This window comes from Pseudomonas sp. GW821-FHT09E12, from assembly GCF_059416085.1.
The window spans coordinates 420,917-439,459 of sequence record NZ_JBWKOM010000002.1 but is presented as its reverse complement, the minus strand read 5'-3'; the positions used below and the strand labels follow the sequence as shown (position 1 = coordinate 439,459).

The 18,543-nt window shown below is 65.5% G+C and carries 21 protein-coding genes and 1 pseudogene; 12 read left to right on the top strand and 10 right to left on the bottom strand.

Annotation, left to right across the window (positions count from 1 at the left end):
* Positions 1-259: hypothetical protein (locus AC07PQ_RS07090; RefSeq protein WP_495072387.1), on the top strand; the 259-nt coding region annotated here is incomplete at its 5' end.
* Positions 260-349: 90 nt separating this feature from the next.
* On the opposite strand, the gene AC07PQ_RS07085 is transcribed toward AC07PQ_RS07090, so the two are convergent.
* The 4 genes from AC07PQ_RS07085 to AC07PQ_RS07070 form a co-directional block, all read right to left on the bottom strand.
* Positions 350-1,768 carry an LLM class flavin-dependent oxidoreductase gene (locus AC07PQ_RS07085; protein ID WP_493185020.1) on the bottom strand — a complete coding sequence of 473 codons (1,419 nt, stop codon included), beginning with the start codon at positions 1,766-1,768 and terminating at the stop codon, positions 350-352.
* A complete protein-coding gene (locus AC07PQ_RS07080) occupies positions 1,768-2,244 on the bottom strand; it encodes an acyl-CoA dehydrogenase (protein ID WP_493185021.1) in 477 nt (158 codons plus the stop codon). Before AC07PQ_RS07080 ends, AC07PQ_RS07085 begins: the two co-directional genes overlap by 1 nt.
* Positions 2,245-2,254: 10 nt before the next feature.
* Positions 2,255-3,457 carry an SfnB family sulfur acquisition oxidoreductase gene (locus tag AC07PQ_RS07075; protein ID WP_101337622.1) on the bottom strand — a complete coding sequence of 401 codons (1,203 nt, stop codon included), beginning with the start codon at positions 3,455-3,457 and terminating at the stop codon, positions 2,255-2,257.
* A 172-nt stretch (positions 3,458-3,629) separates the two neighbouring features.
* Positions 3,630-4,193: a helix-turn-helix domain-containing protein gene (locus tag AC07PQ_RS07070; RefSeq protein ID WP_493185022.1), complete on the bottom strand. Its 564-nt coding sequence runs from the start codon at positions 4,191-4,193 to the stop codon at positions 3,630-3,632.
* A gap of 15 nt (positions 4,194-4,208) precedes the next feature.
* On the opposite strand from AC07PQ_RS07070, the pseudogene AC07PQ_RS07065 reads away from it, so the two are divergent.
* Positions 4,209-5,226, top strand: a pseudogene (locus tag AC07PQ_RS07065) (DMT family transporter).
* Position 5,227: 1 nt separating this feature from the next.
* Here AC07PQ_RS07065 and AC07PQ_RS07060 read toward each other — a convergent pair.
* On the bottom strand, positions 5,228-5,671 hold the full coding sequence (locus AC07PQ_RS07060) for a hypothetical protein (RefSeq protein ID WP_493185023.1): 444 nt from the start codon (positions 5,669-5,671) through the stop codon (positions 5,228-5,230).
* A gap of 245 nt (positions 5,672-5,916) precedes the next feature.
* Between AC07PQ_RS07060 and AC07PQ_RS07055 the strand changes: the two genes are divergently transcribed.
* The 6 genes from AC07PQ_RS07055 to AC07PQ_RS07030 are packed head-to-tail and all read left to right on the top strand — an operon-like array spanning position 5,917 to position 11,971.
* Positions 5,917-8,820, top strand: coding sequence for a monovalent cation/H+ antiporter subunit A (locus AC07PQ_RS07055; RefSeq protein ID WP_007932811.1), 2,904 nt, complete (start codon positions 5,917-5,919; stop codon positions 8,818-8,820).
* Entirely contained in the window at positions 8,820-9,164 is a 345-nt protein-coding gene (locus tag AC07PQ_RS07050; protein WP_003202835.1) for a Na+/H+ antiporter subunit C, read from the top strand. The genes AC07PQ_RS07055 and AC07PQ_RS07050 overlap by 1 nt, the downstream gene beginning before the upstream one ends.
* Positions 9,161-10,846 (top strand): monovalent cation/H+ antiporter subunit D, encoded by a 1,686-nt coding sequence (locus AC07PQ_RS07045; protein ID WP_493185024.1) that lies wholly within the window; start codon positions 9,161-9,163, stop codon positions 10,844-10,846. The genes AC07PQ_RS07050 and AC07PQ_RS07045 overlap by 4 nt, the downstream gene beginning before the upstream one ends.
* Positions 10,843-11,331, top strand: coding sequence for a Na+/H+ antiporter subunit E (locus tag AC07PQ_RS07040; protein ID WP_007932801.1), 489 nt, complete (start codon positions 10,843-10,845; stop codon positions 11,329-11,331). The genes AC07PQ_RS07045 and AC07PQ_RS07040 overlap by 4 nt, the downstream gene beginning before the upstream one ends.
* Entirely contained in the window at positions 11,328-11,606 is a 279-nt protein-coding gene (locus tag AC07PQ_RS07035) for a K+/H+ antiporter subunit F (protein ID WP_007932799.1), read from the top strand. The genes AC07PQ_RS07040 and AC07PQ_RS07035 overlap by 4 nt, the downstream gene beginning before the upstream one ends.
* Positions 11,603-11,971: a Na+/H+ antiporter subunit G gene (locus tag AC07PQ_RS07030; RefSeq protein WP_007932797.1), complete on the top strand. Its 369-nt coding sequence runs from the start codon at positions 11,603-11,605 to the stop codon at positions 11,969-11,971. The genes AC07PQ_RS07035 and AC07PQ_RS07030 overlap by 4 nt, the downstream gene beginning before the upstream one ends.
* Positions 11,972-11,981: 10 nt before the next feature.
* Here AC07PQ_RS07030 and AC07PQ_RS07025 read toward each other — a convergent pair whose 3' ends face one another.
* Positions 11,982-12,419 carry a DUF3995 domain-containing protein gene (locus AC07PQ_RS07025; RefSeq protein WP_007932795.1) on the bottom strand — a complete coding sequence of 146 codons (438 nt, stop codon included), beginning with the start codon at positions 12,417-12,419 and terminating at the stop codon, positions 11,982-11,984.
* Positions 12,420-12,517: 98 nt separating this feature from the next.
* Between AC07PQ_RS07025 and AC07PQ_RS07020 the strand changes: the two genes are divergently transcribed.
* Complete coding sequence (locus AC07PQ_RS07020; RefSeq protein WP_062825508.1) at positions 12,518-12,907, top strand: DUF2946 domain-containing protein; 390 nt, start codon at positions 12,518-12,520, stop codon at positions 12,905-12,907.
* Between the two features lie 90 nt (positions 12,908-12,997).
* Positions 12,998-15,133, top strand: a complete 2,136-nt coding sequence (locus AC07PQ_RS07015; protein WP_493185025.1) for a TonB-dependent receptor — start codon at positions 12,998-13,000, stop codon at positions 15,131-15,133.
* A 91-nt stretch (positions 15,134-15,224) separates the two neighbouring features.
* Here AC07PQ_RS07015 and AC07PQ_RS07010 read toward each other — a convergent pair whose 3' ends face one another.
* The 3 genes from AC07PQ_RS07010 to AC07PQ_RS07000 all read right to left on the bottom strand — a co-directional run bounded on the left by AC07PQ_RS07010 (position 15,225) and on the right by AC07PQ_RS07000 (position 17,021).
* A complete protein-coding gene (locus AC07PQ_RS07010) occupies positions 15,225-16,259 on the bottom strand; it encodes an ABC transporter substrate-binding protein (protein WP_493185026.1) in 1,035 nt (344 codons plus the stop codon).
* A 118-nt stretch (positions 16,260-16,377) separates the two neighbouring features.
* Complete coding sequence (locus AC07PQ_RS07005) at positions 16,378-16,575, bottom strand: hypothetical protein (protein ID WP_274306486.1); 198 nt, start codon at positions 16,573-16,575, stop codon at positions 16,378-16,380.
* Positions 16,572-17,021 carry a hypothetical protein gene (locus AC07PQ_RS07000; RefSeq protein ID WP_007923648.1) on the bottom strand — a complete coding sequence of 150 codons (450 nt, stop codon included), beginning with the start codon at positions 17,019-17,021 and terminating at the stop codon, positions 16,572-16,574. Before AC07PQ_RS07000 ends, AC07PQ_RS07005 begins: the two co-directional genes overlap by 4 nt.
* A 545-nt stretch (positions 17,022-17,566) precedes the next feature.
* Between AC07PQ_RS07000 and AC07PQ_RS06995 the strand changes: the two genes are divergently transcribed.
* Together AC07PQ_RS06995 and AC07PQ_RS06990 are read left to right on the top strand one after the other, a co-directional pair.
* Entirely contained in the window at positions 17,567-17,797 is a 231-nt protein-coding gene (locus AC07PQ_RS06995) for a hypothetical protein (protein WP_007923647.1), read from the top strand.
* 45 nt (positions 17,798-17,842) lie between these two features.
* Positions 17,843-18,262, top strand: a complete 420-nt coding sequence (locus tag AC07PQ_RS06990) for a hypothetical protein (RefSeq protein WP_493185027.1) — start codon at positions 17,843-17,845, stop codon at positions 18,260-18,262.
* A gap of 20 nt (positions 18,263-18,282) precedes the next feature.
* Here the strand turns inward: AC07PQ_RS06990 and AC07PQ_RS06985 are convergent, their stop codons facing one another.
* On the bottom strand, positions 18,283-18,501 hold the full coding sequence (locus AC07PQ_RS06985) for a hypothetical protein (protein WP_007923645.1): 219 nt from the start codon (positions 18,499-18,501) through the stop codon (positions 18,283-18,285).
* Positions 18,502-18,543: the final 42 nt, after the last annotated feature.

Genomic DNA, 18,543 nt, shown 5'->3' with positions numbered 1-18,543 from the left:
GGCTGCGATCGACCGACAGGTCGTGACGATCACACTGACGCTGAAGGTCCTTCGGACCTATCGCAGCCTGCGGCAGCGGCTACAGAGAAGGTATCTGGTGCTCCAGGGCACCGGGCAACGGCACGGCATTTTTCAGCGCTGGCGTCTGCGTCAGCGGCGAAGATTTGAGTGGATGCACGCTCATGGACCTGCCTCGTTCCTTGGGCAAAAGCGTGCGGTGGTCCGCTGGCCGGTTTTTTGGTTTGCACTGCACCTGTAGCCGCTGCCGCAGGCTGCGATCGACCGACAGGTCGTGACGATCACACTGACGCTGAAGGTCCTTCGGACCTATCGCAGCCTGCGGCAGCGGCTACAGGGACGGTATCCGGATGGAGGCCACCTGCTGCTCCTGGCGACGCCAGGCCGCCAGGTCGCGATAGGCGCTGCCCGGATGGTTCTGCGGCAAGCGCGGCCCGGCGCCGAACAGCTTCTCGCGCAAGGTGCCGGGGGCGTATTCGGTCTTGTACACGCCGCGCTTCTGCAACTCGGGGACCAGCAGTTCGACGGCGTCGACAAAGGTCTCGTGGGTCAGCGCGTAGGCCAGGTTGAAGCCGTCCACATCGGTGTCCTCGACCCACTCCTGGAGCAGGTCGGCCACGGTTTCCGGGCTGCCGACGAACAGCGGGCCGAAGCCGCCGATGCCGACCCAGTCCGCCAGCTCATGGGGCGTCCAGACCTTGTTCGGGTCGGCCGTGGAGAAGGCCTCCACCGCCGACTGGATGGCGTTGGTGTGCACATGCTTGAGCGGCTCATCAGGCTTGAACTGGCTGAAGTCGATGCCGGTCCAGCCGGAAATCAGCGCCATGGCGCCCTCGTAGCTGACCCAGGACTTGTACTCCTCGAACTTGGCCCTGGCCTTGGCGTCGGTCTCGCCGAGGATCACCGTCTGCAGGTTAAAGATCAGGATCTGCGCCGGATCGCGCCCGGCCTCGGCGGCCCGGCGGCGGATATCGGCCACGGTCTTTTTCAGCAGCACCTTGGAGGGCGCGGCGACGAACACGCACTCGGCCTGCTCGGCGGCGAACTGCTTGCCACGGCTCGACGCCCCGGCCTGGTAGAGCACCGGGGTGCGTTGCGGCGAAGGCTCGCAGAGGTGGATGCCCGGCACCTGGAAGTGTGGGCCGACGTGACGGATCTCATGGATCTTGCTCGGGTCGCTGAAGACCCGCCGTTCCCGGTCGCGCAGCACCGCGCCCTCTTCCCAACTGCCTTCCCAGAGCTTGTAGCAAACCTCCAGGTATTCCTCGGCGTAGTCGTAGCGGGCGTCGTGCTCGGTCTGGGCTTTCTGCCCGAGGTTCTTCGCCCCGCTTTCCAGGTAGGAGGTGACGATGTTCCAGCCCGCGCGACCGCGGGTCAGGTGGTCGAGGGTCGAAAGACGCCGGGCGAAAGGATAGGGATGCTCGAACGACAGCGACGCGGTCAGGCCGAAGCCCAGGTGCTCGGTGACCAGGGCCATGGGCGGGATCAGTTGCAGCGGGTCGTTGACCGGCACCTGGGCCGCCTGGCGGATCGCCGCCTCGCCGTTGCCCTGGTAGACGTCGTAGATGCCCAGCACATCGGCGATAAACAGGCCGTCGAACTTGCCGCGTTCGAGGGTCCGTGCCAGGTCGGTCCAGTATTCGAGGTCCTTGTATTGCCAGGAGCGATCCCGGGGGTGGGCCCACAGGCCCGGCGACTGGTGGCCGACACAGTTCATGTCGAACGCGTTGAGACGGATTTCCCGGGCCATCAAACCGCACTCCTGAAACTGGGCGGCACCACGCCGTTGAGACGGTAGTTGCCGATCAACGGGTATTTCCAGCGCAAGGGTTCACCCTGCGCGGCGGGCAGCGGGCTGCGCTGGCCGGTCAGCTCGAACTCGGCGTTGCTCACCGCGAGCAAGGCCTCGCGGCTGGCGATGGCCGCCTCGGCCTGGGCCACGCCGATTTCGGCGACGTCGTGCTCCCTGGCGAGCAGCGATTGCGCCCGTTCCTGCAAGGCGGCGGCGACTTCGATACGGATCAGCAGGTCGCCAAAGCGGCTGATCACATAAGGGTCGTCGCTGGCTCGGGTCAGGCCGCTGCCGGGCCAGGGTTTGGCCTGCTCACGGACAAACTTGAGGGTCAATTGCAGCAGCTCGCGGGCGCGGCGCAGGTCGTGGTGGCTGTGCTCGGCCTGTTCATCGGCGCGTTTTTCATGGGCGGTGGCTTGGCTCAATGCGTTCATGGGCGGTTCCTCAGTTCCAGGCGTGGCGGGCCGGCTTGACGCCGTTGAGCAGGAAGTTGCCGATCAGGTGGTATTTCCAGCGCGCCGGGTCGTGCAGGGTGTGGGTCCGTGCGTTGCGCCAGTAGCGGTCGAGGTTGTACTTGCCCAGCACCGAGCGGGTGCCGGCCAGTTCGAACAGCTTGCTGCTGGCGAGCAAGGCGCTTTGTGCCGACAGCACCTTGGCTTGCGCCACCACCACCGAGGCCTGGGCCACGCTGTCTTCGTTGGGTTCGCGCAGTGCCTGGTCGATGGCCAGGCCGGCTTTTTCCAGGATCGCCTCGGTGCCGTGCACCCGCCACTCCAGGTCGCCGATGGCGGCGATAGTGAACGGGTCCTGCCAGCCATGATCCTGGCCACTGTCGATCCAGGGGCGCGACTGGCGCGCGTGGCGCTTGGCTTCTTCCAGGGCGCCGACTGCCAGGCCGGTGTCCACCGCCGCCTGGATGATCTGTGAGATCGGCCCGTCGGCGGTGGGCTCGTCGAATGCGCGATGGGCCGGGATCACCGCACTCAGCGGCACCTGCACCGCGTCGAGGGTGACCCCGCCACTGGCGGTGGTGCGCTGGCCGAAACCGTCCCAGCTGTCGATCACGGTCAGGCCGGGGTTGTCCCGCTCGATAAAGGCGATGAACGCCTTGTTCTGCTCGTCGACCGCCACCGCCGGCACGATGTGGGCGAACAAGGCGCCGGTGCAGTAGAACTTCTCGCCGTCGATCCGCGCGCCGTCGGCGTTGAAACGAATGCGGGTCTCGAAGGCGCCGGCATGCTTGCTGCCGGCTTCGGAGAAGGCGTTGCCGAAGCGATAACCCTGCAGCACCTTGGCGAAGTAATAGCGCTTCTGCTCCTCGCTGGCGGTCTGCAGCAGGATGTCGAGCACGCCCAGGTGGTTCTGCGGCAGCTGGCCGAGGGACGAGTCGGCGGCGGAAATGATCTTGATCACCTCCGCCACCGTCACGTAAGACACCCCGGCGCCCCCATAGGCCTTGGGAATGGTGATGCCCCACAGGCCGCTGGCGGAGAACTCGTCGAGCTCGGCGAACGGCAGGCGCCGCTCGCGATCGCGCACGCTGGCTTCGACGGCGAAACGCTCGGCCAGGGTCCGGGCGACGGCGATGGCCTCGGCGTCGGAGTGGATGATGTGGGCGGTTCGGGTGGGTTGAGCAGTGGCTGTCATGGCCGACTCCAGGTCCTGTCGAATGCGGAAGATCCGTTCTGACCTGGAGATTGCAGAAGTCGTGCCTAAGACTATAAGTCTTACAAATCAGTAAGTTGATTGATATTTATAAGAAACAGCATCAATTGAAAACAGGCAAAATGTTCAAGCACTGTTGCCCAGGCAACAGTGCTCAGATCACCACGTTGCGCACAAAACGCACCGCCACCGCCCCATCGTTGCGATAGGTATGCGGCAGGTTGCTGGCGAACATGAAGAACTCGCCGCTGTCCAGGCGCCGCTCCTGCTCGCCCAGGACCAGGGTCAGGCAACCCTCGAAGACATACAGCTGCTCGCTCCAGCCTTCGGCGTCCGGTTCCGACAGGTATTGCTCGCCCGGCTCCAGGCGCCACTCCCACAGCTCCACTTCGCGGCAGGCGTTGGCCTTGGCCAGCAGCACCGCCTTGCTCCCGGGAATCAGCCCGGCCCAGGCCAGCTCGTTGATCCGGCTCGGGTCGCGGGCATCGGGGGCCTGGATCAGGTCGCTGAAGGCCACGTCCAGGGCTTCGGCCACCCGGTCCAGGGTGCTGAGGCTGACATTCTTCTCACCGGCCTCGATGGCCACCAGCATGCGCCGGCTGACCCCGGACTTTTCCGCCAGGGCGCTCTGGCTCAGCTCGGCGGTGTGGCGCAGGCGCCGGACGTTGTGACTGACATGCTGCAGCACGGAAGCGCGCTGCCCAGGATCTTTGTGCACTATATTGCTCACTGTATGGGTTTGCGCAGTATACTGCCCAACTTCGCGGCGCATTGTGCGGCCGCCCCGGGTAGCACGCAAGGGCATGACGTCGGTGAACTCCTGCAAATCTTCTTCCTTCTTCCTCAAACTGAGCAAAGCCGAGTGCGTGCTGGTGCTGATCACCATGGTCTGGGGCGGCACCTTTCTCACGGTGCAGCACGCCATGACCGTCAGCGGCCCGATGTTCTTTGTCGGCCTGCGGTTCGCCGCGGCGGCCTGCATCGTCGGGCTGTTCTCCCTGCGCAGCCTGCGCGGGCTGACCCTGTTCGAACTCAAGGCCGGGGTCTTCATCGGCACCGCCATCATGCTCGGCTACGGCCTGCAGACCGTGGGCCTGCAAACCATTCCCAGCAGCCAGTCGGCCTTTATCACCGCGCTGTACGTGCCCTTCGTGCCGCTGCTGCAATGGCTGTTCATGGGCAAGCGCCCGGGGCTGATGCCGAGCATCGGCATCATGCTGGCCTTCACCGGCCTGATGCTGCTCTCCGGGCCCAGCGGCGCCGCGCTGGACTTCAGCCCGGGAGAAATCGCCACTTTGATCAGCACCGTGGCCATCGCCGCGGAAATCATCCTGATCAGCACCTACGCCGGCCAGGTCGATGTGCGCCGGGTCACAGTAGTACAACTGGCTGCCACCTCGGTGCTGTCGTTCCTGATGGTGGTGCCGACCCAGGAAGCCATCCCGGACTTTTCCTGGCTGCTGCTGGCCAGCGCCCTGGGCCTGGGCGCCGCCAGCGCGGCGATCCAGGTGGCGATGAACTGGGCGCAGAAAAGCGTCTCGCCGACCCGCGCCACCCTGATCTACGCCGGCGAACCGGTGTGGGCCGGGCTGGTCGGACGCATCGCCGGCGAACGCCTGCCGGCCCTGGCCCTGCTGGGCGGCGCGCTGATCGTCGCGGCGGTGATCGTCAGCGAGTTGAAGACCAAGGGTAAAGGTGGCGAGGTGATCGAGGCGGATCGGTTGGATGAGACCGCGGACTCGCAACGCTGAGCTAACGCGGCAACGACTCGACAATGGCCGCCAGCTCCTGCCGGGACAGCTGGCCGGCCTGTACGGCGGCGACAATGTCCTCTCGCGTCATGGTTTTATCCGGGACCTGCCCGGGATCGATATTCCACAACCACAAGGGGCTGATCTGCTCCTGCCCCGGCCAGAAGGCCTTGGGCAAGGCTTCCTGGGCGATGACACCCTTGTGATAGAAGTACGCCAGGTAACGGCCATGGCCCTCGGCAAAGCCGGTGTCGTAATAGAGCACGGTGCCGACGGGCAAGGCCGCCGCCGCTTGCCCCTCGATCGACAAGGGCTCCAGGGTCTTGAAGCGGCTCATGCCGGCAGTGGGTCCGGCCAGGGTCAGCCACAGCCAGACGATCCAGCCGCCGAGGGCCATCAGCAGCAGGCTGGCGAGGGTTTTGCAGGTAAAGGGTCCGAGGGTCATAAAGGGCCTGTCTGCTTCCTTTCAAGCGGGTCCGTTGCCGAGGGGCGCGACCATAACACCGCGCGCAGCGCTTTGTTGTCATTCACCCCGGGCAAACTGCCAGGACTTTCGCACCAGCCGGCTTTTTGTCCCCTGCCTTGAACGCTGGCCGAAGGGGTTTTGTAGGATCCTGCCACAGCTTCAAGGTTGGTGATCACAGAGTCGGCACGTATGATGCATCACAATTTCCCGCAGATTAGAAGCCTATGTCCCTGATAGTTCTACTGCTTCTGCCTTTTATCGGCAGCTGTCTGGCGGCCTTGCTGCCGCACAACGCACGTAACACCGAGTCCCTGCTGGCAGGCCTGGTCGCTTTGGCCGGTAGCGTGGCGGTGGCCTCGATGTACCCGCAGATCGCCCATGGCGGCGTGATCCGTGAAGAGTTCAACTGGCTGCCCAGCCTCGGCCTGAACTTCGTCCTGCGCATGGACGGCTTCGCCTGGCTGTTCTCCATGCTGGTGCTGGCCATCGGTACCCTGGTGTCGCTGTATGCGCGTTACTACATGTCGCCGGAAGACCCGGTACCGCGCTTCTTCGCGTTTTTTCTGGCCTTCATGGGCGCCATGCTCGGCCTGGTGATTTCCGGCAACCTGATCCAGATCGTGTTCTTCTGGGAACTGACCAGCCTGTTCTCCTTCCTGTTGATCGGCTACTGGCACCACCGCTCCGATGCCCGGCGCGGGGCCTACATGGCGCTGATGGTCACCGGTGCGGGGGGCTTGTGCCTGCTGGCGGGGGTCATGCTGCTCGGCCATGTGGTCGGCAGCTACGACCTGGACCAGGTCCTGGCTGCCGGAGATCTCATCCGAGCCCATGCCCTCTACCCCATTCTCCTGCCGCTGATCCTGATCGGCGCCCTCAGCAAAAGCGCGCAATTCCCCTTCCACTTCTGGCTGCCCCACGCCATGGCCGCGCCGACACCGGTCTCGGCCTACCTGCACTCGGCGACCATGGTCAAGGCCGGGGTGTTCCTCCTCGCCCGCCTCTGGCCGTCGCTGTCCGGCAGCGAGGAATGGTTCTGGATCGTCGGCGGCGCCGGGGCCGCGACCCTGGTGCTGGGCGCCTACTGCGCGATGTTCCAGAACGACCTCAAGGGCCTGCTGGCCTACTCGACCATCAGCCACCTGGGCCTGATCACCCTGCTGCTGGGCCTGAACAGCCCGCTGGCCGCGGTGGCCGCGGTGTTCCATATCCTCAACCACGCCACCTTCAAGGCCTCGCTGTTCATGGCCGCCGGCATCATCGACCACGAAAGCGGCACCCGCGACATCCGCAAGCTCAACGGCCTGATCAAGCTGATGCCGTTCACCGCGACCCTGGCCATGGTTGCCAGCGCCTCCATGGCCGGTGTGCCGCTGCTCAACGGCTTCCTGTCGAAAGAGATGTTCTTCGCCGAGACGGTGTTCATCAATTCCACCGCCTGGGTCGAGGCCGCCCTGCCGGTGATCGCCACCATCGCCGGGACCTTCAGCGTCGCCTACTCCCTGCGCTTCACCGTGGATGTGTTCTTCGGCAAACCGGCCGAAGACCTGCCGCACACGCCCCACGAGCCGCCACGCTGGATGCGCGCGCCGGTGGAACTGCTGGTGTTCACCTGCCTGCTGGTGGGGATCTTCCCGGCGCAGATGGTCGGCCCGCTGCTGGCCGCGGCCGCCCAGCCGGTGGTCGGCGGCACCCTGCCGGAGTACAGCCTGGCGATCTGGCACGGCCTGAATGCGCCGATGATCATGAGCCTGATCGCCATGTCCTGCGGCATCGTGCTCTACCTGCTGTTGCGTGCCCCGCTGGTGCGCGGTGATTTTGCCTATCCGCCGCTGATCGGCCGCTTCAACGGCAAGCGCCTGTTCGAGCGCAGCCTGGTGAGGATGATGCGCCTGGCCCGTCGCCTGGAGCGCTACATCAGCACCCAGCGCCTGCAGACCCAGCTGTTCCTGCTGGTGCTGGTGGCGGTGCTGGCCGGCCTGATCCCGATGCTCTACAGCAGCCTGAGCTGGGGCGACCGGCCGAAGATCCCGGGCTCCATCGTCTTCGTCACCCTCTGGCTGCTGGCCATCGCTTGCGCCCTGGGCGCCGCCTGGCAAGCCAAGTACCACCGTCTGGCAGCCCTGACCATGGTCAGCGTCTGCGGGCTGATGACCTGCGTGACCTTCGTCTGGTTCTCCGCGCCGGACCTGGCCCTGACCCAGTTGGTGGTGGAAGTGGTGACCACGGTACTGATCCTGCTCGGCCTGCGCTGGCTGCCCCGGCGGATCGAGGATGTTTCGCCGCTGCCCAGCAGCCTGCCCAAGGCCCGTGCCCGCCGCCTGCGCGACCTGCTGCTGTCGATCGCCGTCGGCCTGGGCATGGCCGTGCTGTCCTACGCCATGCTGACCCGCCAGACCCCCAACGACATTTCCTCGTTCTACCTCAGCCGCGCCCTGCCGGAAGGCGGCGGCAGCAATGTGGTGAATGTGATGCTGGTGGACTTCCGCGGCTTCGACACCCTGGGCGAGATCACCGTGCTGGTGGCCGTGGCCCTGACCGTGTTCGCCCTGCTGCGACGCTTCCGCCCGCCCAAGGAAAGCATGCAGCTGCCGGCCCAGCAGCGCCTGCTGGCGCCCGACGTGGTCACCGACCTGGTCAACCCGCGCCAGGCCAGCGACACCGCCCTGGGCTTCATGATGGTGCCGGCGGTGCTGGTGCGCCTGCTGCTGCCGATCGCCCTGGTAGTGTCGTTCTACCTGTTCATGCGTGGCCACAACCTGCCGGGCGGCGGTTTCGTCGCCGGCCTGGTGATGTCGGTGGCGTTCATCCTGCAATACATGGTCGCCGGCACCCAGTGGGTCGAGGCCCAGATGAGCCTGCGGCCGCTGCGCTGGATGGGCACCGGCCTGCTGTTCGCCACCCTGACCGGACTCGGCGCCCTGGCGTTCGGCTACCCGTTCCTGACCACCCATACCCTGCACCTGGACCTGCCGCTGCTGGGCGATATCCATATCGCCAGCGCGCTGTTCTTCGACATCGGCGTGTACGCCGTGGTGGTCGGCTCGACCCTGCTGATCCTCACCGCGCTGGCGCACCAGTCGGTGCGTGCCCAAGTCAAACCCCAAGCCAAGCCAGGAGCCGCCTGATGGAAGAAGTCATTGCAATCGCCATTGGTGTGCTGGCGGCCTCCGGCGTCTGGCTGGTGCTGCGGCCACGGACCTTCCAGGTGGTGATGGGCCTGTGCCTGCTGTCCTACGGGGTCAACCTGTTCATCTTCAGCATGGGCAGCCTGTTCATCGGCAAGGAGCCGATCATCAAGGACGGCGTGCCCCAGGACCTGCTGCACTACACCGACCCGCTGCCCCAGGCGCTGGTGCTCACGGCGATCGTCATCAGCTTCGCCATGACCGCGCTGTTCCTGGTGGTCCTGCTGGCGTCCAGGGGCCTGACCGGCACCGACCATGTGGATGGCCGGGAGCCCAAGGAATGAACCTGATGCCGCACCTGATCGTCGCGCCCATCCTGCTGCCGCTGCTGACCGCCGCGGTGATGCTGATGCTCGGCGAGAAACATCGCCCGCTCAAAGCCAGGATCAACCTGTTCTCCAGCATGCTCGGCCTGGGCATCTCCGTGCTGTTGCTGTGCTGGACCCAGCAGACCGGCGTGCCCGGTTCCGTCGGTGTGTACCTGCCGGGCAACTGGCAGGTGCCGTTCGGCATCGTGCTGGTGGTCGATCGCCTGTCGGCGCTGATGCTGGTGCTCACCGGGATCATCGGCGTCAGCGCCCTGCTGTTCGCCATGGCTCGCTGGGACCGCGCCGGGGCCAGTTTCCACGCGTTGTTCCAGATCCAGCTGATGGGCCTGTACGGTGCCTTCCTGACCGCCGACCTGTTCAACCTGTTCGTGTTCTTCGAAGTGCTGCTGGCCGCCTCCTACGGCCTGATGCTGCACGGCTCGGGCCGGGCGCGGGTGTCCGCCGGCCTGCACTATGTGGCGATCAACCTGCTGGCCTCGTCGCTGTTCCTGATCGGCGCGGCGCTGATCTACGGCGTCACCGGCACCCTGAACATGGCCGACCTGGCGCTGAAGATCCCGCTGGTGCCGGAAGCCGACCGTGGCCTGCTGCACGTCGGCGCGGCGATCCTCGCCACTGCGTTCCTGGCCAAGGCCGGCATGTGGCCGCTGAACTTCTGGTTGGTGCCGGCCTACTCCTCGGCCAGCGCGCCGGTGGCGGCGATGTTCGCGATCATGACCAAGGTCGGGGTCTACACCCTGCTGCGCCTGTGGACCCTGCTGTTCTCCGGCCAGGCCGGGGCCTCGGCCTACTTCGGCGGCGACTGGCTGATCTACGGCGGCATGGCGACCATCGTCGGCGCAGCCCTGGCGATCCTCGCCGCGCAACGCCTGGAACGCATGGCCAGCCTGAGCATCCTGGTCTCGGCCGGGATCCTCCTGGCGGCGATCGGCTTCGCCCAGCCCAGGCTGATTGCCGGCGCGCTGTTCTACCTGGTCAGCTCGACCCTGGCCCTGAGCGCGCTGTTTTTGCTGGCCGAGCTGATCGAGCGTTCGCGTTCGGCCAATGAGATCCCCCTGGAGGATGAAGTCGAAACCCTGCCCCGCCCCCAGGAGCCGCTGCAACCGCCACCGGGCACCAACCTCGACGACGAGCGTAAAGCCGTGGTCGGCCAGGTGATTCCCTGGACCATGGCCTTCCTCGGCCTGAGTTTCATCGCCTGCGCGCTGCTGATCATCGGCATGCCGCCGCTGTCGGGTTTCATCGGCAAGCTGAGCCTGATCGGCGCCCTGCTCAACCCGCTGGGGCTGGGCCAGGCCACGGATGCGCCGCTGTCCGGCGCCGCCTGGGGCCTGCTGGCCTTGCTGATCCTCTCCGGCCTGGCGTCGCTGATCGCCTTTTCGCGCCTGGGCATCCGGCGCTTCTGGGCCCCGGAAGAACGGCCCTCGCCGCTGCTGCGACGCTTCGAGTGCGTGCCGATCATCGCCCTGCTCGGGCTGTGCATGCTGCTGACCGTCAAGGCCGAGCCGCTGCTGCGCTTTACCCAGGCCGCCGCCGACAACCTCAACGATCCGCAGCAGTATGTGATGGCCGTGCTCGGCACCCGGGCGGTCCCCAGCCCCGAGGCCCAGGCGGCGTTGCAGGAGGTACAGCCATGAAGCGCCTGTTCCCCGCTCCCTGGTTGTCGCTGGCGCTGTGGCTGCTGTGGCTGGTGCTGAACCTGTCCGTCAGCCCCGGCAACCTGCTGCTCGGCGCGCTGCTGGGGTTCTGCGCGCCCTTGATGATGCGGCCGTTGCGCCCGCTGCCGATCCGCATCCGCCGCCCCGCGACCATCCTGCGCCTGTTGCTGGTGGTCGGCCGCGATGTGCTGCTGTCGAACCTGGCCGTGGCCTGGGGCGTGCTCAACGCCAGGCGCCGCCCGCCGCGCTCGCGCTTCGTCAAGATCCCCCTGGAGCTGCGCGACGCCAACGGCCTGGCCGCGCTCTCGACCATCACCACGGTGGTGCCGGGCACGGTGTGGTCCGAGCTGTCCCTGGACCGCAGCATCTTGCTGCTGCATGTGTTCGACCTGGACGACGAAGCGGCTTTCATCCAGCACTTCAAGACGACCTACGAGCGTCCGTTGATGGAGATCTTCGAATGAGTGCCTTGCTCACGAATGCGATCCTGTTCAGCCTGTTCCTGTTCTCCGTGGCCATGGTCCTGACCCTGGTCCGGCTGTTCAAGGGCCCCTCGGCCCAGGACCGGGTCCTGGCCCTGGACTACCTGTACATCCTGGCGATGCTGATGATGCTGGTGCTGGGCATCCGCTACGCCAGCGACACCTACTTCGAGGCGGCTCTGCTGATCGCCCTGTTCGGCTTCGTCGGCTCCTTCGCCCTGGCCAAATTCCTCCTGCGTGGCGAGGTGATCGAATGAATGCCGTCAGTGAACTGTCGTGGTGGATCGAGATACCGGTGGCGATCCTGCTGGTGCTCAGCAGTAGCTTCGCGCTGATCGGCGCCCTGGGCATGCTGCGCATGAAGGATTACTTCCAGCGCATGCACCCGCCGGCCCTGGCCTCGACCCTGGGCGCCTGGTGCGTGGCCCTGGCGTCGATCCTGTATTTCTCGGGGATGAAGTCGGGGCCGGTGCTGCACGCCTGGCTGATCCCGATCCTGCTGTCGATCACCGTGCCGGTGACCACCCTGCTGCTGGCGCGGGCCGCGCTGTTCCGCAAGCGCATGGCCGGCGACGATGTACCGGCGGAGGTCAGCAGCCGACGCAGTGAAAGCGGCAGCTGAGTTCAGCCACTCAGTTCCAGGCCACCACCAGCAGCCCCGCCCCCAGCACCACGCACAGCGGCGAATAGAACAGCGTGTCCAGCCGGGCGAACCTGGACCCGCTGACTTCCTTGAAGAACCCCACCAGGTTCGAGTCGCCGATGGCCCGGGCGAACATCAGCAAGGCCATCGCGCTGATCACCCATTGCAGCGCCGGGTGGCTCACCGTCGGCAGGTACAGGCCCACCCGCAGGCACACCAGCATCGCGATCAGCAGCAAGCCCACCGCCACCAGCAAGGTGGCGAATCCCGAGGGCTTGAACGCCGGCTCCAGCTTGCCCGGCGTCCTGCCCGGCACCTGGGGGATCACCGCGTCGCTGCCGCGCTTGCCGCCGGCGGCCCAGTACAGGTGGATCAGGCTGATCAGCAGGAAGGCTCCGGCCATCCCTTGCGCGATCAAAACATTCATATGCAAACGTCCATGGCAAAAAAATGTCGCTGAAGAATGGACCCACCCGCACGTTTTTGTAAGTACGTTCGTCGCCTGCAATGGTAAAGTGCCGCCCCATGAAACTCGCCCGAACCGATCGCTCGCTCGTTGCCTGGATGCTCTATTGCTGCGTCCTGTTCAACGTGTTCGCCTGCAGCATCGGCCACGGGCAAATGGTCGGCCAGCAGCTCAACGGTATCGGCGGCCAGTTCTGTACGGTGGATCCGCGCACCCAGGCGCCGGCCTCCTCCAACCCGGTCGACGAATCGCTGCCGACCCTGTCCAAGGCTTTCGGTTGCCCGCTGTGCTCCACCGGCGGCATGGGCCCGGCGTTCAACTCCAGCCTGACCCTGGCGATCCTGCCGCAGCACCACAGCCCGCCGCTGGCGCCGCGCGCCACCGCCGACGTCCCCACCCGCTTCACCTGGCCCGCGGCCCACCCGCGCGCGCCGCCCGCCTTCGCCTGAGTCTTTCGCCCTTGTCATCAGCCCGCCCCGTGCCTTAACCCACGGTGTTTGTTCGTGGCTGCTTCCTAGCCAAGCATTCAGGATCTACCGATGAAACACATTCCCCTGCTGGCCAGCCTGTGCGGCTGCCTGTCCGTCAGCGCCTGGGCGCAATCCAGCGTCGACCTGGCGCCGATCACCATCGACGGCGAGCAACCCGCCGAACCCGGCCTGGCCCTCGACCAGTCCAGCGGCATGGCCTCGCGCCTGGGCCTAAGCCTGCGTGAAACCCCGGCCTCGGTGGCCGTGGCCAACCGCAACGATATCGAGCGGCGCGGCGCGCAGAACTTCCAGGACGCCGCCAACACCCTGCCCGGGGTCAATGCCAGCGCCCCGCCGGGGTTCGGCGGTTTTGTCTCGTACCGTGGTTTCAGCAATAGCCAGATCACCCAGATGTTCAACGGCATCAACGTGTCCAGCGGTCTGGCGCGACCGGTGGACGCCTGGATCTATGACCGGGTCGAACTGCTCGGCGGCCCTTCCTCGCTGGTCAACGGCGCAGGCTCCGTGGGTGGTTCGCTGAACTACGTGACCAAGCTGGCCGATCGCCAGGAGCGGGCCATCGAGGGCCGGGTCAGCTACGGCAGCTACGACACCACGCAAACCGCCTTCGGCCTCAACCACGCCCTCAGCGAGGCCGACGACGAGGTGCAGCACTACGCCCGCCTCGACGTCAGCCACAACACCAGCAACGGCTACATCGACCGCCAGCAGCGGGATGCCTGGAGCCTGGCGTTTTCCCTGCTCAGCGACCTGACGCCGAACCTGTCCCACACCCTGGCCGTGGAGTACCAGGACGAACACGAGGACAGCCCATACTGGGGCACCCCGGTGCTCAACCCCAAGGCCGGCGAGTTGAAGATCGACAAGCACAACCGCTTCAACAACTACAACGTCGAGGACGGCCGCTACGAGCAGCGCACGATCTGGGTGCGCTCGATCGTCGACTACCGGATCAACGACAGCACCAGCCTGCGCAACACCCTCTATCACCTGGACAGCCAGCGCGATTACCGTAACCTGGAAACCTACCAGTACAACGCTGACAACAGCGCGGTGAACCGCTCCACGGCCTATCAGGTGCGGCACCAGGGCGAGCAGAACGGCAACCAGTTCGAGCTGCGCCACGACAGCTCGCTCTTCGGCCTCGACACAACCTGGTCCGGCGGCTTCGAGTACAAGGTCAACCGCACCACCAACTCGCCGCTGAACGTCAAGGCGGCCAACAGCGTCGACCCGAACAACTACCAGCCGGGGCATTTCTACGACCTGCCGGGCACCCGCCAGGGCTTTGTCGCCGACAAGACCAACGAGGTCACCACCCAGGCGCTGTTCGTCGAGAATCGCCTGGCCCTGACCGACCGGCTGACCCTGCTCAGCGGCCTGCGCTACGACCACATCGACCTGGACGTGACCAACCATCGCCAGGTGACGGCGAGCAACCCGCGGCACCTCAAGCGCAGCTGGGAGCCGGTCACCGGCCGGGTCGGCCTGACTTACCAGTTCCTGCCCAGTGCCAACGTCTACGTGCAATACAGCACTGCCGCCGAACAGCCCAACAGCGCCACCCAGGACTTCGATGTCTCCACGGGCAAGCAATGGGAAGTGGGCAGCAAGTTCGATTACCTGGACGGCCGCGGCTCGGCGACCCTGGCGGCCTACCGCATCGAGCGCAAGGACTTCGCGGTGACCGACCCGCTGGACCCGACCCTGAGCATCCCGGTGGGCCAGCAGACCTCCAGGGGCATCGAGGTGGCCAGCTCGCTGCGGGTCACCCCGAAGCTGCTGCTCGAGGGCAACTTCGCCTGGGTCGATGCGCAGTACGATGAGTTCACCGAGAAGAACGCCGCAGGGGTGGTGGTGTCACGCAAGGGCAATACCCCGACCAACGTGCCGGACCGGGTCGGCAACCTGTGGCTGACCTATGACCTGGCGCCGCAGTGGCAGACCGGGGTCGATGCGCGTTATGTGGCCTCGGTGTACGCCGACACGGCCAACACCATGACTGTGCCTTCCTACACCCTGTACGGCACCTTCCTGACCTACCAGCTCGACAGCCACACCTCGATCACCGGGCGGGTGCGCAACCTGACCAACGAGGTCTACGCCGAGTTCGCCCATGTGTCGCCGGCTTACTACCTGGGTACGCCGCGGACCTTCGAGCTGGCGGTGCAGAGCCGCTTCTAAAGGCATCGCGAGCCAGCTTGCTCCTACAGTTCGCGTAACCCTGTAGGAGCGAGCTTGCTCGCGATAGCGATCTCACTCTCACCTCAATCTCTCAATCCAGGCTGGCACTCACCTTGTCCGCCACATCCCCGGGCAACCACGCCCGCCACACGTCCGGATGCGCCTTGAGGAATGCCCGCGCCGCCTCCCGGGGTGGCGTGTGCTTCTCGCTCATCTCGGCCAGGGCCTTGTTCAGCGCTTCGATCGGCAAATCGACCTTGCCGAAGAACTCGGCGATCTGCGGGTACTGCTGCTGGAACGGCGTGGACACGCCAATCGACAGCTTCGAGGCCAGCGAACGCGTGGGGCGTGGGTTGGGGTGCTCGGCGTCGGTCAGGGTTTTCCAGGCCTCGGCATCGAACGGCGGCTCCTCCAGCTGGATCAGCTTGAAGCGGCCGAGCAGCGGGGTCGGCGACCAGTAGTAAAACAGGACCGGCTGGCCGCGACGGATCGATGAAGTGATCTCGGCGTCCAGCGCCGCACCGGAACCGCTGCGAAAATTCACATAGCTGTCGGTCAGGCCATAGGCCTTGAGCTTCTGCTTGTTCACCACTTCCGAGGTCCAGCCGATGGGGCTGTTGAGAAAACGCCCCTTGCCCGGGCTTTCCGGGTCCTTGAACACGTCCTTGTAGCGTTTGAGGTCCGTGACGCTACGCAGGCCCGGCGCCAGCGGCTTGATGCCCTTGGCCGGGTCGCCCTTGACCACGTATTCCGGCACCCACCAGCCTTCGGTCGCGCCCTTCACCGTGTCGCCCAGGGCCGCCACCTTGCCCTCGGCCTCGGCCTTGACCCACACCGGGCTGCGTCCGGCCCACTCTTCGCCGATGACCTGGATATCGTTATTGGCCAGCGCGGTTTCCAGGGTGATGGTGGTGCCCGGCAAGGTATCGGTCGGCAGGCCGTAACCCTTCTCGACGATGGTGCGCAGGATATCGGTGATCAGGCTGCCGCTTTCCCAGTTCAGGTCGGCGAAGTGGATCGGCGCCTGTACCGGCTGTACCGACGGTGCCGCCGAGGCGCCGGCGGGCGCCAGCAAAATACCCAAGCCAAGCAGCATGCCGCCCAGCAGTGTCCGCAGTCCTTTCATGCCTGTGCCCCTTTGGCTGTTCACAGCGTTGCAGGATGGTCTCGCGGTTTGGGACCGCAAGCCTCTGACTAATTGAGTCATCTGACTGTAGTAGAGGTTCCTGCTTTCGACGGGGGCTTCAGTTTTCGCCCTGCTCCTGCAGGCGCTGCAACTCGCGGCGCACCATGCTGGCGTATGCCGCCGGCTTCAGGACATACAGCTGCGAGGCCACCCAGGCCAGCCAGGCGCCTTGCAGCACGGCCTTGCGTTCGAACAGGCGCTGGGCCTCGGCGCGGGCGCGCGCAAGATGCTGCTGGTGGAATTCGGCGCGGCTCACTCGCTGGCCTTGAAGCTCACCAGTTCACCCTTGCGCCATTTGGCGGCCTTGCCGGTCACGGCTTTCAGGGTCTTGGTCAGGCCTTCCTGCAACTGCTGGTTGGCGGCGAATACCGTCACCACGCTGTGGCCTTCCTTGAACAGGATGGCGTGGCCGTCGGCGGTGCTGACAAAGGCGTATTCGCCCAGGCCGTAGACGGCCAGCTTGATCTCGCGAAACCGGATTTCGAACTTGCCGCCCTCACGACTGGGCAGGACCGCAGCGCGGAAATGGTCGCCGACCTTGAGTTCCAGGCGCGGCTTGTCGTCCACGACCAGCGCCGTCTCGGTGTCGATTTCGGCGACGTAAATGCCTTCCGGCGTCTGTTCGGTGATGTAGACGAAACGCGACTGGAACTGTTTGACCAACTTTGCGCGCAAGTCGCCCAGGACGAACAACGCGTGCATATCAAGATTACTTACTGCCAAGGAAAGATCCCCGAAACTGAAAATGACTCTGCCCGCGTAAACGACGGACAGCAGAAAAAGGCGGCCGAACCGGCGCCGTGACTCCACATGAAAACAATCCGAAAAAGCACCACTCGCCAACGCGTAGGCGCAAACACCGGAGCGCCCCTCCCCAGAAAAACCGGAAGGACTACCGGACCGTTTGGCCCGCATCAAGCGCAGAAGAAGTGGTTCCAGCCCGCCGAGAAAGCTGCGCACTCACTGTCGATCGGAAAACCTCACGATCCTTTCGTCACCCTTAATGGGACGGGAGTGCTGCAGGTAAACATCAATCTCTGACTGCCGGGGCAATTCTAGAGCAACTTTATGTATTCAGAGCAACCCATGCGTTAGCAAATCGCTGAAAAAACCTCTTTCACCCTGCCGGTCAGCCACTTGCGTGACTTAACTCAGCCATCGACCGGCAACAACTGCCATACTGCCGCGACCTTGAAGCCGGCCACCGGCCAGGCTTCACCAGCATAATTTCCAGGGGAAAGTCGGACGTGACGGAATTCGATATAGGCGAGTTTTTCATCCATGGCGAGGCCCGGGATGTCGAGGGCGAGTTCCAGGCCGTGATCGTGATGCGCGCCAAGCCACCGCTGCGCACCGTGCGCTGCCACCAGGTGGAAAAGGACCGCTGGTTCAAGACCGCGGAACTGGCCGAAGCCGCCGCCAAGGACGCCGCCCGCGCCCTCAAGCAGGCCGTCGACCAGGGTGCCCTGAACCTCTGACGCTGCGGGCGCGGTAAAGGAACGCCCCGCACGACCGATACCTTGGTGAGCCTTCATTTCAAGAGCGCCATGATGATCGACCTCAACCCACCTGCCCGCCTGCCTTCCCTGGGCGAGTTCGCCCTGCCCGGCGCGGCGGCCAGCGAAAGCCCGGCGAGCGATCCGTTTGACTTGCGCACCGCGATCACCCGGGCGACCAATGCCGCTCCCGACGGCGTGCTCGAAGCGAAAAGGAAACGCATCAAGCTGCTGCGCAAACAGATCGAACAACTGCAGCAACGGCTGCGCAAGGCCAACGAGCGCCTGGCGATGGTGCAAAGCGCCGCCCGGCATCGCACAACCGACGCGCACATGCAGGCATTGTCCGCCGCCCGGGCCCAGGCGCAGGCCGCCAGCAGCGCCTTGTCGATGGCCCAGGTGGCACTGTTCCAGGCCGAAAGCGCGGTGATCGGCAGCGAGGTCTGAAGGCGCGAGGGCCTGCGCCGTCAGGCCGAACGACTGAACAGCGGGTGCCCGACCCTGTCCCGCGCCAGTTGGGCCAGCCACGACGCCTGGCACTCCAGGGCTTCGTCGCGGCTGGCGAACGGCGCGCCGCGGCGCTCGCCATTGACCAGCACGACCCAGCACACATTCAGCCCGACCGAGCGAAAGGTGGCCGGTACACCGCTACCAATCATCACTGCGACATCGACTTTGCTTTGCATGAGAACTTCTCCTGATAACTAGTTAGCTAGCTAACAATACCA